The organism is Acinetobacter sp. Res13-Abat-PEC15-P4-01, assembly GCF_015676285.1.
Lineage (GTDB): Bacteria > Pseudomonadota > Gammaproteobacteria > Pseudomonadales > Moraxellaceae > Acinetobacter > Acinetobacter nematophilus.
Genome location: NZ_JADAIN010000024.1, coordinates 93,004 through 105,973 on the forward strand (window position 1 = coordinate 93,004; position 12,970 = coordinate 105,973).

The following is a 12,970-nucleotide window of genomic DNA, read 5'->3' on the forward strand; positions in this document are numbered from 1 at the left end:
ATTAATTTCCCCCACCAATCACTGGTAGTGCTTGAGTCTCTTGCCATAAGTTTTGATTGATTTGTGCGATCGCATCTTTCGCCATGATTTGACTCGGTTCAATGCCTAGACTCAAACTTTCTGCCTCAATGGCACGTTGCCATCCCTCTTTGAGTAATTGCACTTTGCGTAAACGTACATCTTGCAATTGTAAAGTTGCCTGCTGTACATCCGTTACAGCAAACTTACCCACGGTAAAACCCATTAAAGTTTTACGTTGTACTTGAGCAGCAAGTGGGATCTGAGACTGATCCACAGCATTGAATTGCACTTCCAATCCCTGGAGTTCGGTCAATAATGTGCCGACCTGCAAAGCATTTTGACGAAGATAGAATTCTTGCTGTTTGTTTAATAAATCTTCTTTAGCACGTGCAATCTGCACACCGTATTGTTGGCGGTTAAAAATATTCAATGGAATCGATACACCCACCACAAGCGCATTATCAGTTTGAGCTTGAGGTGACCGTGTGCGGTTTACGCCAAAATTCACTGTAGGATTTGGACGCGCCGAGGCCTTGAGCTGATCGACTGTCGCTTTTGCCTGCAACACTTGTAAACGACGTGATTTTTCAAATAAATTATCCGATAAATATTCTTGTACTTGTTGATGGGAAGAAGATGGCCACAATGATTGGGGACTCAGGTTGATGCCGATCGATTTATCCGCATCTCCCCATAAATTTGATAATTGCTGTCTCGCAATCTGAACTTGCAGATCAGCTTGACGATACAAGCGCGCATTTTCAGCATGGCTCAATCGCACCCGATCTACATCAACCTGTGCAACACCACCTGCCTGATAACGCTTCTGGATGGCATTCAGGTTTTCTTCACTGACTTTAAGCTGCTCTTGAACCACACTACGTTCCAGTTCAAAAATGGCCAGTTGCGACCATAAATATTTAACAGCAAGTTCGAGCTGAGCTTGATATATTCGCTGATTTAGATTGCTTTGATCTTTAGAAAGTTGTGCCAATTTTTGAACAGATTTGCGTTCACCAAAAAGATCCAGGCGTTGAGAAATACCTAGCGCAAGCTCTTTATCTTCATTTGTACCGAAGCCTGTTTGCTGTATGGATATCTCTGGATTTGTCCACAGTTTTGCTTGTTTTATATTCGCATCCGCAATCTGCTGTTGAGTTTGCCAGATATTTTGTGTTTGCTGGTACTGCTCTGTTTTCGCGATTGCCTGCTGCAGAGTTAATGACTGTTTTGAATCATTCGCCCAAGCAGTAGAAGTTACAATACCCACCATAAGTGCTCCAAGCACAGACAATCTAAAGCGAAATCTAAACTTTTGTACGGTTTTACATGTTTTTTTAGGCATAGAAATGCTCCACTAAATTCAAGTATTAGCGGTGAGTGATTTTTCGGCTACCCCACCTTATAGCGGGGATAAGAGAGGCGGCGGGTTAGGAAAATATAGATCAGGTGACTGGTACAAGTTGTTCCAGCCAATAAAAGGCGCTTCTAAGTAAGCTATGAATTTAGGTTGCTCAGCATGTTGCTGATCATCCACGACCATAAAGTGGACTAAAGAAGGCAAATGGTCACTATGGTCATCATTGAGATGACTCAGAAAATCGTTGGCGTGTGCATCATGCTGATGCGCTGTTTTCTGCTGAGAAAACCCATGATCCATTTGCACTTCAGACGCGTGATTTGCCGTTAATTGGGGATGCTGTAATTGATCTTGCACACAATCAGGCGCACTATGATGACCAAAATGCTGACTGGCTGATTTCTGATAGAGTCCCGTGCTTTTTTCATGATCACAAAAAGCTGCCGCCACATTCCAGAGACTCTGGAACATGAACAAACTTAGCAAGACTGTGATGAAAACACCTGAACGTTTCACAGATTGAGACTCAAAATCAAAATACATGATGAATATAGCAACTTTGGCGCGCTATTCAAATTACAGAAAGGTAATTTTTAAAAATTCTAAAGTCTTTATTAAACCAGATTAATATAAACAAAAGTATATAAAACACAATTGACAAACTTACATAAAATTATTTGCAAAGTTTACAAAATCAGCTAGATTTACTGATATCTAATCAATTTTTTATGATTAGCAATCTCTTTTACTTTGTTAATGGATTAGCAAGGAGGTTTTATATGTTGGTGCATATTTTTAACCGTTTTTTAGGAGATTCCACATCTCGCCAAGCATTTGAACAAAATGCGTCTGAAGCTACGCTTGAAAAAGCACAAGCCCATGATTTTGAAGATCAACATTTGAGTTCAGATGAAATCGCAAATCGTAATGCGATGTGGTGTTATCTCAGAGCCGCTTTACGCGGAGATCAGGAAGCCCAGTATAAAATGGGATTAAGTTATCTCAACGGACAACTGGGTTTAGACCGTAGTTATAGTCATGCTGAGAAGTGGCTTGAACAAGCTGCGCATCAAGGTCATCTGCATGCAAAAGAACAGTTAAAGAAAGCCTATGACGAACTTGCATTTTCATAAATTATGTTAATAGTGTTGTATATATTCCCGTATAAACAGAGCTTAAACAAGCTCTGTTTATTGCTCGGTTATAGTTGATTATCCAACTGAATTCATTTGTTTATTTTTCACTCAAACAACGATGGTTTTAACTTTTAAAATTAATTTCAATATGGTAAAAATCACAAAATAAATAAAAAAACTATAGAGTATTTACTCTAAAATATTTTTTAAATTCAGAGGTTTACCACTAGTAATTTTATTTTTTTTGTATATTATTGCCCCCAATAAAACTGACTATCTTTTATACAAGGATAGCTTCACCCAGAAACTAAAAATACAGCTCATATATTCATTTTAGCAAAATCAGGAAAATAGCTATGAATCAGAAATTGGAGCAACTTTTTCAAGAAAAGGTTCAAGGTAAAATTGCATTAATCACTGGTGCTTCTAGTGGTATTGGTTTAACGGTTGCAAAAAAACTTGCTTCGGCAGGTGCTCATGTACTTTTAGTGTCCCGTACAGAAGAAACATTGAAAGAAGTTCAAGCAGAAATTCAGGCGGAAGGTGGAAAAGCGGATATTTTCCCCTGTGATTTAAATGATATGGATGCGATTGATCGCGTTTCTAAGCAAATCATCGCTTCCGTGGATCATATTGATATTTTAATCAATAACGCAGGACGTTCAATTCGTCGTGCAGTCCATGAGTCTGTCGATCGTTTCCATGACTTTGAACGTACCATGCAACTGAACTATTTCGGAGCAGTGCGCTTAGTCCTCAACATTTTACCGCAGATGATGAGCCGTAAAGATGGTCATATCATCAATATTAGCTCTATTGGTGTATTGGCAAACGCCACACGTTTCTCTGCTTATGTTGCTTCAAAAGCGGCTTTAGACGCCTTTAGCCGTTGCTTATCTGCCGAAGTTCACTCACATAAAATTGCGATCACATCGGTATATATGCCTTTAGTGCGCACGCCTATGATTGCACCTACAAAAATCTATAAATACGTTCCGACCCTTTCACCAGAACAGGCTGCTGATCTGGTGGCTTATGCAATTGTCAAACGTCCGAAGAAAGTCGCAACAAACTTAGGACGTCTAGCATCGATTACCTACTCGATTGCACCGGGAATCAACAATAAATTAATGTCGATTGGATTTAACCTATTCCCAAGCTCTACAGCATCTGTAGGAAAGCAAGAAAAGTTAAATCTTGTTCAACGTGCATATGCGCGTTTATTCCCTGGCGAACATTGGTAAGTTTAAGACACCCTAGAAAGCTTATTTTTAAGTAAGCTTTCTAGCCACTCAATAAAGAATTGAAAATAAACAGGTCTGTATTTTCGTTCTAAAAATAAAAAATTAACAGGAATCCTGAGACAAGGCTGTTGTTCAAAAATTTGAATCAACCTATTTTGTGCAATAAAAGGCAGTGCATCAAACGCTGGAATCTGAATGATTCCCAATCCCTGTAAAGCGGCATGTAAATAGCTTTCCGTGTCCTCTACACACAGTTTGTAGGGAAGATTGATCTGAATATTTTTAAAACACAAGCGCTCAAAATCTGTATCTAAATTTTTGATTTGATATCCGATCAAAAAATGCTCTTGCAAATGTGCCAAGCTCAATGGCCGTTGCAGCCTATTTAGATAATCAGGTGAAGCCAAAGTATATAAATCAACATGGGCAATCGGTCTTACAATTAAATTTTCATCTTCCACCTTACCCACACGAACCACACAATCCAAACGCTCTTCAATTAAATCTGAATAACGGTCATGGCTATAAATCGAAATTTTAACATTTGGGTATTTTTCATAAAATTCATCAAGATAAGGAATAAGATATTGTGTTGCTATACGCAAAGGCAAACCAATTTTAATTTTTCCTATGTGCTCACGATTTTTTAATTTGAAATGATCTAATTTTTCAGACTGTAGAATTAAATGTTTGACCTCCAGAAAAAACTGCATTCCATCATTGGTTAAATTGACTTTTCGAGTAGTTCGATTAAACAGCAAAATTTCATATTCTTTTTCTAGAGCTTGTATGGCATAGGTAATTGTGGAACGTGGTAAGTCTAACTCTTTTGCCACTTGTGCAAATGAATGCTTTTCTGCAACAAGACAAAAAATTTTAAACCGCTCTATTTTATCCATCTATTATTCAATTTTTTCAAACAATCTATTCGATTCTACTCACTATGTAGAATAAAAAATAGCTTCTAGAATTTCAATATTACTGGTGAAGATTGGAAAATAAAATGAGCTCACATGACTTAAGAGATAAAACAGTGATTATTACGGGTGGAGCAAAAAATTTAGGTGGTTTGATTTCTCGTAAATTCGCACAACACGGGGCAAATCTTGTCATTCATTACAACAGCCCTGAAACACAAAAGGATGCGGAAGAAACACTTAAAGCGGTTGAACAATCAGGTGCGCACGCAACACTGATACAAGCAGATCTTTCTAATATTGAGAATATTGAAACCTTATTCATCAAAGCTAAAGAGACTTTTGGGGGTGTCGATATTGCAATCAATACGGTCGGTCGAGTATTAAAAAAACCATTGATTGAAACAACAGAACAAGAGTTCGATTCAATGAATGAGATCAACAACAAAATTGCTTATTTCTTCATTCAATCTGCAGGGAAACATCTCAACAATGGTGGAAAAATTTGTTCAATCGTGACCAGCCTTTTGGCTGCTTATACCGGTTTGTACTCAACTTATGAAGGCTTAAAAGCACCGGTTGAACACTATACTCGCGCTGCATCAAAGGAATACGGAGAGCGGGGTATTTCCGTCACGGCAGTTGCACCGGGTCCAATGGATACCCCGTTTTTCTATGGTCAAGAAGCGCCTGAAGCTGTGGCGTATCATAAATCTGCCTCAGCGCTGGGTGGCTTAACCAAAATTGAAGACATTGAACCTTTGGTTCGTTTTTTAGTCACAGAAGGCTGGTGGATTACAGGACAGACTATTTTTGCCAATGGTGGTTATACAACACGATAATGCTGCTCGAGAAAAGTGCCCATTTTATTCAATGGGCACTTTTCCTTTATCCTCTTAATTTTGCTTGACCCATTCAGCCGTCCGTTCAATCGTTTGCTTGAGATTGGTTTCAGGTATTTTCCAGTTTTGATTCATTTTTAAAAACGCATCAATATTCAATTGCTCTGTACGAATGAAATTTAACATTTCCGCAGATAACTCTAACTTTTGAGCAAGCCATTTCCATTTTAAAATTAATTTTAAAATATTGAGAGAAACAAAATATTGTGGGGCTTTAAGATTTAAGCGATCTGCCACATGTTGAATCAGTGCCTGTAAAGAAATCTGGGTGGGATTAGCAATCAGTATCTCTTGATTTACTGCCAATTGATCCTGTGAGGCTTTACATATCGCATGAACCAGCATATTCACTGAAACTAAAGGCAAATAATGCTGAGGGGTTGCAGGAATTGCAGTCAACTTGTGTTGTTTCAATTGAGTAATCAGATGCTCTATCGGCTGATGTTTGGTGATTTCTCCAGAGTATTCATCTCCTATGACTGTTGCAGGATGTATCACCGTCCAATCAATTTTCAATGCTTGCGCACATTTGATCCAGGCAAAATGAGCCTCAATTTTAGAAGCCTCATAAGCACCTAGTTTTTGATACACGTGCTGCCAATCTGTTTTTTCTATATTTTTCCGATCAATCCCAGCATCTTCTAGGTTTTGAGCGAGTGTCAACATGTAGCCAGAAAGATGAATTACCCGTTTCAAGTGACAGTGAGCATTCACGTTTTTAAGTAAATTAATGACTCCCCGAACATTCACTTCACGTGCCTGTTGCATGGACAGATTCCATGCAAATAACGCACTGGTATTCACCAAATGAGTCACAGTTGCAAGCCGTTTCCAGTCCCCTGTTGAAATACCCAAGTCTGGCAAGGTTATATCACCTTGTATACACTGCAATTTTTGATGATTTATATCCTGTTTTTCCAACCAGGCTCTCAAACTTGGTTCTTGCTGCTCACGCTTTCGACACAGCGCAAAAACTTGTTCATTGTCTTGAAGTAACTGTGCCACCAGAAATTTACCAATAAACCCTGTTGCACCTGCGACCAATGTAATTTTTTCTGTGCTTTGATAATTTTGCATCACTTGCTACGCTCCTTATGTTCACACTTAATCTAAAGGATAGAGTACACTCCACAGTCAAGTCCTTCTTGCAAGTACAATAAAATTTGGAGCCAGTGATGTTAATCAGTGAGTTATCAAAACAACTCAATCTCAGTCGGGATACGATTCGTTTTTATGAAAAGCTGGATCTTATCCGTCCCTTGATTCGAAATAATGGATATAAAGATTATTCAGAACAGGATGTACAACAATTACAGTTGATTCAAGTTGCTAAAAACTTGGGCTTTACTTTGGCGGAAATTAAACAGATTTTGGATTTGGTCAATGTCAATGAAATTCCAGCGGAACAATTTCATGAGATTTTAACCGACAAGCTTAATGTCATTGGTGAGAAAATCGTTCAACTACAAAACATTCAGCATCTGCTGGAAAATCTTGTCATTGGAGAAGCATGCCCATTTAAAAAAGATTGTGATATTTCTGCGATTATCTAGTTCATAAAAAACCGCCTTACGGCGGTTTCATTTTTGAGAAATTAAGGCTTATTTAGATCCCTTAATCCCTGCTTGCAACAACAATGCACCTAAACCACCAATTTTATTTTCTTGAGGTTTTGCTGCTTGAGGCTTTTTGTCATGACGAGGTGCTTTATCCTTATGGTCATGATTTGGACGACCTTGTTGTGGACGTTTACCTTGTGGCTTACGTTCAGCACGCTGCTCATTGTTAAACTCACGTTTTTGACGTGGAGCTTTCACTGGTGCCTCTGCCCCCTCAGGACGCATCGATAAATTGACACGATTGCGTTCAGCATCTACCGTTAACACGCGAACTTGTACGATTTGTCCCGGTTTAACAACTTTATGCGGATCTGCCACAAATTCATTGGCAAGTTCAGAAATATGGACTAAACCGTCTTGATGTACACCAACATCAACAAATGCACCGAAGTTGGTCACATTGGTAATCACGCCTTCGAGCTGCATACCCTCAGTTAACTGACTCACTTCAGTAATATCCTCGCGGAATTTGGCAGTACGGAACTCTGGACGTGGATCACGACCAGGTTTTTCAAGTTCACTCAATACGTCTTGAATGGTCGGTAAACCAAATTGATCATCAACAAAATCTTCTGCTTTAACCTGACGGATAATTTCAGTATTGCCGATAATATCTTTGACTGTAGTGGCTTTGGCTTCGACAATCTTATTGACCAGCCCATAAGACTCTGGATGAACAGATGATGCATCCAAAGGCTCTGAACCGTCTTGAATACGCAGGAAACCTGCAGCTTGTTCAAAGGTACGCTCACCCAAACGAGGGACATTCTTTAATGCCTGGCGGTTATCAAAGCGACCATTCTCTTTACGGTAATCAACTATCTGCTGCGCAATAGCTTTATTTAAACCCGCAATATAACCCAAGATTGCAGGAGAAGCAGTATTGACATCCACCCCCACGGCATTCACACAGTCTTCTACCACAGCATCCAGTGTTTTTGCCAGATTGGTTTGATTCACATCATGCTGATATTGACCTACACCAATAGATTTAGGATCAATTTTCACCAATTCAGCCAAAGGATCTTGTAAACGGCGTGCAATCGACACTGCACCACGAATCGCCACATCAAGTTCAGGAAGCTCGGCAGAAGCCAGCTCTGATGCAGAATAGACTGATGCACCGGCTTCACTGACTGAAACACGGGTTAAGTTAAGATCCGTATTCTCTGCCATCATTTCCGCGACAACTGCTTCAGTTTCACGGCTGGCAGTTCCATTACCGATCGCAATGAGGTCTACATTGAATTCACGGCACAGTCTCGCCAGTTCAGCAATTGAACCTGCTTTATCTTCTTTAGGCGCAAAAGGATAAATGGTGCTGTGCGCCAAAACATCGCCCGAATCCGAAACCACAGCAAGTTTGACACCCGTACGGATACCAGGGTCAACACCCAGTGTGGTGCGAGAACCCGCTGGTGCAGAAAGTAACAAATGACGTAGGTTTTCAGCAAACACATTCATTGCTTCTGATTCAGCAGCAAGGCGTTTTTCCGTCAATAGTGAATGCTCGATGGTCGGACGAACCTTGCCTAACCAAAACAGCTTTGCAGTTTGTTTGAGAAAGTCTTGACGTGATTGTGGTTGAACTGTCTCAAGATTATATTCAGTTTCAATACGTGAAAGTGGAGCATGATCTTCGCCATCAACTTTAAGACCCAGCACATTTTCTTGACGACCACGCAACATCGCCAATAAGCGGTGTGAAGGTACTTTATTTAGGTTTTCAGAGAAATCAAAGTAATCACGGAATTTTTTACCGACTTCTTTTTTCTCTTCAGATGCGACCAAACTCTTCAACACAGCAGTTTTGGCAAAAGTCGCCTTCAACTCTGTTGTCAAAGGAATATTCTGTGCCCAATCATCAATAATGATGTGTTGAATCGCGTCCAGTTGACTTTCAACATCTGGATATTCTTCATGGCTAAAACCGGCCAAAGCTTCAGTAGGATCAATTTGCTCTGCAATAATTTTTTCTGCAATAACACCAAGACCCGCTTCTTTTGCTTTAAAAGATTTACTGGTACGTTTTGGACGATATGGTGCGTAAAGCTCTTCTAAGGCATTTTTTGTTTCAGCGGCATTTACACGTGCAAGCAAATCATCTGAAAGTTTATTTTGTTCTTTTAAAGATTCGATTACTTTTTCACGGCGTTCAAATAAATCACGTAAATAAACAAGGCGCGTATCGAGTTGGCGTAATTGTATATCGTCTAAACCCTGTGTTACTTCTTTACGGTAACGTGCAATAAATGGAACACTAGAGCCTTCATCAATCAGTTTAATGGCAGCTTCTACTTGGTTTGGACGTACGGCAAGCTCACTTGCCAACTGCTGAACTAAGTCAGTCATCGTGTTTAATTCCACAAGGATAAGGACTAAAAGTTAGTGATTATAAAGACCGAGACCATAAAATCCACAATTGTTTTGCAAATTAGTAATGAAAAAAGTGATAAAAGTTCATTTTTCCTGAATTTTTATCGTACATTCGGGTATTTCATCCTGACCTGCTACGTTCAAATTGCTTTGTAAAATAATTTTTCCAAGCTGCCATTTTGCCCCTTTTCTCTGACCGCCCCCAAAACGGTTGAAAAATTGTAAAGAACACGATTGATATCCTGGTTTACTGACCGTCTCTTGAATAAACACAGGTGGTGCTTCCATATACATGATTTCTTTCAATAAAAAAGCAGAATAGCGTTGCTCTTTTAACTGAAAATTTCCATTTTGGTTGGTTTGAGTTTCTCCGACTTGAGCATATGCAATCGGTTGCCCATGACCATCAATCACTTGTCCAGAGATCTCTGGTCGAGATAATCGACTAATACATGCACTTAAACAAAAGCTTATTGCTAAAATACATAAAAGTTTCATTTGCAAATGGTATGTTTTTTTATTTATAAACATAGAATGATCTCAAATATTTATAGATGTTGTCTTTTGGTTTCAAAACAGCCGGAAAATTGTATTTTTGAGCAATTTGATACATAGTCTTAACAAGCGCTTAGGCATTATACTGAGATTGATGAATATTTATAATTTACAACATTAAGGGAGTACATCATGAGTTTGGTTGTACCTGCTGAAAATACAGATGTCGTACAAAACGAAACTGACCGTGTCGAACGCATCCTAGTGGTCGATGATGATGTGCGTTTACGTACCCTTTTACAGCGTTTCCTTGAAGATAAAGGCTTTGTTGTTAAGACAGCCCACGATGCAACACAAATGGACCGTCTATTACAACGTGAGTTATTTTCGCTCATCGTTTTAGACTTCATGCTTCCTGTAGAAGATGGTTTAAGCATTTGCAGACGCTTACGCGCATCCAATATTGATACACCTGTCATCATGCTTACAGCACGAGGCAGTGACTCTGACCGTATTGCAGGTTTAGAGGCTGGCGCAGATGATTATTTGCCAAAGCCATTTAATCCAAATGAATTATTGGCACGTATTCGTGCTGTTTTACGTCGCCAAGTCCGGGAAGTTCCGGGGGCACCAAGCCAAAACGTAGAAGTGGTTTCGTTCGGTCCATGGTCTTTAGACCTTTCAACACGTACGTTGACTCGTGAAGGTCAAGTTGTCACCTTAACCACAGGTGAGTTTGCCGTGTTAAAAGCATTGGTACAGCATCCACGCGAACCATTGACCCGTGACAAATTGATGAATCTTGCACGCGGTCGTGAATGGGGCGCAATGGAACGTTCAATTGATGTTCAGGTTTCACGTTTGCGTCGACTGATCGAAGAAAATCCTGCACGTGCACGTTATATCCAAACTGTATGGGGCGTGGGTTATGTTTTCGTTCCAGATGGCGCGGAATAATAAAGCGAGAGAAGGTGTCTCTATTTTGTGAAAGAAGGAGATACTGACTTATGGGTGACATTTTTAATAGAGATGTCACCCATATTTTATGGTGTTGGGTCAGAGTTGGCTGCTAAAAATAATCAAATCAATGTATTCATCTAAAGACCAGCCTTGCCTCTACAATAGAACACTGCTGTTTGGTTCTATTTAATTGAATGAATTTACTTTTATTTCACCCTGAAGTATTCGCACGAATATGAATAAATTCACCGTTTTATGGTTGCTATAAATCCCTCATTGATTAAACTAAAATCAAGACATCACACGATATCATCGAGTAACAGGATCAATCTGTGAAATTAGAACCTATAGACCCACAAGAATTTACTGACTTTGTCGCTTACAAGGAACGCAAACGTACACCTTGGGAACGCTTTCTCGATAAAATCAAGCCACGTTCTGCAGCAATGCGAACCACGGTTTTGGTGATATTTGTGGTGTTTTTTAGCCTATTTATGTCGCTCTGGTTTTTCTGGAAAACACTCTACCTCCCTGAAATTCAACAACATGCACGTTTTCTGGCAGTTGAACTTGAGATGGTCAACAATCCTCGCTTACAGATCTACCATGATGATATTCAACTCGATATTGATGAATGGTTAAAACAGCGTGTGGGGGTGGAATACGTAACAGATCCTAAAGATTATCCGAATGTTAAAGATAAAATTATTGCTGATTTCTTTACCAATCGCATTGAAAAACAATTGGCAGAAGAATTAAAAATCAAAGATGTGACGGTTTACTTTCAGTTTAAACCCAGCCCACGCATATGGGTGCAAACGCCTGAGATGAATGGAAATTGGGTCCGTGAACCGTTAAATACTTATGCCAACTATAGCCCGGAACTTATTTTAGCTTGGCTATTGGGTATTCCTTTAATTGCTGCGGCTATTATTTTGACACTGGTGAGACAGCTGAACCGCCCATTACGTCGCTTGCAACATGCCGCAAATAATTACAGTAAAACAGGTAAAGCGCCTTATCTTGAAACCAACCATGGACCTCAAGAAATTCGTGAGGTTAACCAAGCCTTTAACCATATGATCTATACGCTTGAGCAAACTGAACGAGATCGCCAAATCATGTTGGCTGGAATTTCACATGATTTAAGAACACCACTGACTCGGATTCGTTTAAGTGCAGAAATGATGTCAGATGATGACTTCTTAAAAGAAGGACTGATTTATGATGTCGATGATATGGACGCCATTTTGAGCCAATTCATCTCCTATATGCGCGATGGTTCAGATGAAGAGTTACAAGACACCAATATCAATAGCTTACTACAGGAACTGGTGATTCAATTTAAGCCTTTAGATATTCGCTTTACACCTCAAGAATTGCCCATCATCACTGCACGTTCTCTTTCTCTCAAACGTCTGATTGGTAATCTGATCAATAACTCAAAACGTTACGGCGCCGAACCTATTGAGCTCGATGCTTCTGTTGAAGGCGATCATATTAAGATCTGTGTTGCCGACAATGGTGAGGGAATTCCTGAAGACCAAATTGAAGGTTTAATGCAACCCTTTGTACGTGGAAATGCCGCACGTACAGTTCAAGGCAGTGGTTTGGGGTTGGCAATTGTGAAGCGGATTGTCGATATTCATCAAGGTGAACTGTCTATTTCCAACCGCCCTGAAGGGGGTTTACAAGCCATCATTTCCCTGCCACTTTCCATAAAAGTTGAGGAAGAACCGGCACCTACAAACCCGATTCAAAAAATTAAGCAGAGTTTGAGTGATCATTTTTAATGATCGCTCAATAATCAAACAAACAGTTTTGTTTATTTATCACACAGACAACATTATTTTATTAATAAATAACAACTTAAAAACCATCACAAGAATTTATACCTACATTTATTGAAAAAATTAGACCTTAGCATTAGAGGCATGCAC

12 protein-coding genes are annotated in these 12,970 nt (G+C 39.5%); 6 read left to right on the plus strand and 6 right to left on the minus strand.

What is annotated here, in order from left to right:
* Window position 1: 1 nt before the first annotated feature.
* Window positions 2-1,366 carry a TolC family protein gene (locus tag IMO47_RS10515; protein ID WP_196075564.1) on the minus strand — a complete coding sequence of 455 codons (1,365 nt, stop codon included), beginning with the start codon at window positions 1,364-1,366 and terminating at the stop codon, window positions 2-4.
* 57 nt (window positions 1,367-1,423) lie between these two features.
* The gene (locus IMO47_RS10520) at window positions 1,424-1,852 is read right to left on the minus strand and encodes a cation transporter (RefSeq protein WP_227552170.1); all 429 of its coding nucleotides are present in this window, start codon (window positions 1,850-1,852) and stop codon (window positions 1,424-1,426) included.
* Window positions 1,853-2,160: 308 nt separating this feature from the next.
* On the opposite strand from IMO47_RS10520, the gene IMO47_RS10525 reads away from it, so the two are divergent.
* Window positions 2,161-2,514 carry an SEL1-like repeat protein gene (locus IMO47_RS10525; RefSeq protein ID WP_004825435.1) on the plus strand — a complete coding sequence of 118 codons (354 nt, stop codon included), beginning with the start codon at window positions 2,161-2,163 and terminating at the stop codon, window positions 2,512-2,514.
* Window positions 2,515-2,873: 359 nt separating this feature from the next.
* A complete protein-coding gene (locus IMO47_RS10530; RefSeq protein ID WP_196075566.1) occupies window positions 2,874-3,761 on the plus strand; it encodes an SDR family NAD(P)-dependent oxidoreductase in 888 nt (295 codons plus the stop codon).
* A 2-nt stretch (window positions 3,762-3,763) separates the two neighbouring features.
* Here the strand turns inward: IMO47_RS10530 and IMO47_RS10535 are convergent, their stop codons facing one another.
* A complete protein-coding gene (locus IMO47_RS10535; protein ID WP_196075567.1) occupies window positions 3,764-4,660 on the minus strand; it encodes a LysR family transcriptional regulator in 897 nt (298 codons plus the stop codon).
* 104 nt (window positions 4,661-4,764) lie between these two features.
* On the opposite strand from IMO47_RS10535, the gene IMO47_RS10540 reads away from it, so the two are divergent.
* The gene (locus tag IMO47_RS10540) at window positions 4,765-5,520 is read left to right on the plus strand and encodes an SDR family oxidoreductase (protein ID WP_196075568.1); all 756 of its coding nucleotides are present in this window, start codon (window positions 4,765-4,767) and stop codon (window positions 5,518-5,520) included.
* 54 nt (window positions 5,521-5,574) lie between these two features.
* Here the strand turns inward: IMO47_RS10540 and IMO47_RS10545 are convergent, their stop codons facing one another.
* Window positions 5,575-6,657 carry an SDR family oxidoreductase gene (locus IMO47_RS10545; RefSeq protein WP_196075612.1) on the minus strand — a complete coding sequence of 361 codons (1,083 nt, stop codon included), beginning with the start codon at window positions 6,655-6,657 and terminating at the stop codon, window positions 5,575-5,577.
* Window positions 6,658-6,755: 98 nt separating this feature from the next.
* Between IMO47_RS10545 and IMO47_RS10550 the strand changes: the two genes are divergently transcribed.
* The gene (locus IMO47_RS10550; protein WP_196075569.1) at window positions 6,756-7,133 is read left to right on the plus strand and encodes a MerR family transcriptional regulator; all 378 of its coding nucleotides are present in this window, start codon (window positions 6,756-6,758) and stop codon (window positions 7,131-7,133) included.
* A 48-nt stretch (window positions 7,134-7,181) separates the two neighbouring features.
* Here the strand turns inward: IMO47_RS10550 and IMO47_RS10555 are convergent, their stop codons facing one another.
* Together IMO47_RS10555 and IMO47_RS10560 are read right to left on the minus strand one after the other, a co-directional pair.
* Entirely contained in the window at window positions 7,182-9,551 is a 2,370-nt protein-coding gene (locus IMO47_RS10555) for a Tex family protein (protein ID WP_196075570.1), read from the minus strand.
* A 108-nt stretch (window positions 9,552-9,659) separates the two neighbouring features.
* Window positions 9,660-10,073 carry a carboxypeptidase-like regulatory domain-containing protein gene (locus IMO47_RS10560; protein WP_227552171.1) on the minus strand — a complete coding sequence of 138 codons (414 nt, stop codon included), beginning with the start codon at window positions 10,071-10,073 and terminating at the stop codon, window positions 9,660-9,662.
* Between the two features lie 189 nt (window positions 10,074-10,262).
* Between IMO47_RS10560 and ompR the strand changes: the two genes are divergently transcribed.
* Window positions 10,263-11,027, plus strand: coding sequence for a two-component system response regulator OmpR (gene ompR, locus IMO47_RS10565; RefSeq protein ID WP_004825449.1), 765 nt, complete (start codon window positions 10,263-10,265; stop codon window positions 11,025-11,027).
* A 335-nt stretch (window positions 11,028-11,362) separates the two neighbouring features.
* A complete protein-coding gene (locus tag IMO47_RS10570; RefSeq protein WP_196075572.1) occupies window positions 11,363-12,823 on the plus strand; it encodes an ATP-binding protein in 1,461 nt (486 codons plus the stop codon).
* Window positions 12,824-12,970: the final 147 nt, after the last annotated feature.

Bases quoted from the DNA above. Each gene is read 5' to 3' on its own strand.
- IMO47_RS10515 (WP_196075564.1), bottom strand. From the start codon at position 1,366: ATGCCTAAAAAAACATGTAAAACCGTACAAAAGTTTAGATTTCGCTTT.
- IMO47_RS10520 (WP_227552170.1), bottom strand. From the start codon at position 1,852: ATGTTCCAGAGTCTCTGGAATGTGGCGGCAGCTTTTTGTGATCATGAA.
- IMO47_RS10525 (WP_004825435.1), top strand. From the start codon at position 2,161: ATGTTGGTGCATATTTTTAACCGTTTTTTAGGAGATTCCACATCTCGC.
- IMO47_RS10530 (WP_196075566.1), top strand. From the start codon at position 2,874: ATGAATCAGAAATTGGAGCAACTTTTTCAAGAAAAGGTTCAAGGTAAA.
- IMO47_RS10535 (WP_196075567.1), bottom strand. From the start codon at position 4,660: ATGGATAAAATAGAGCGGTTTAAAATTTTTTGTCTTGTTGCAGAAAAG.
- IMO47_RS10540 (WP_196075568.1), top strand. From the start codon at position 4,765: ATGAGCTCACATGACTTAAGAGATAAAACAGTGATTATTACGGGTGGA.
- IMO47_RS10545 (WP_196075612.1), bottom strand. From the start codon at position 6,657: ATGCAAAATTATCAAAGCACAGAAAAAATTACATTGGTCGCAGGTGCA.
- IMO47_RS10550 (WP_196075569.1), top strand. From the start codon at position 6,756: ATGTTAATCAGTGAGTTATCAAAACAACTCAATCTCAGTCGGGATACG.
- IMO47_RS10555 (WP_196075570.1), bottom strand. From the start codon at position 9,551: ATGACTGACTTAGTTCAGCAGTTGGCAAGTGAGCTTGCCGTACGTCCA.
- IMO47_RS10560 (WP_227552171.1), bottom strand. From the start codon at position 10,073: ATGAAACTTTTATGTATTTTAGCAATAAGCTTTTGTTTAAGTGCATGT.
- ompR (WP_004825449.1), top strand. From the start codon at position 10,263: ATGAGTTTGGTTGTACCTGCTGAAAATACAGATGTCGTACAAAACGAA.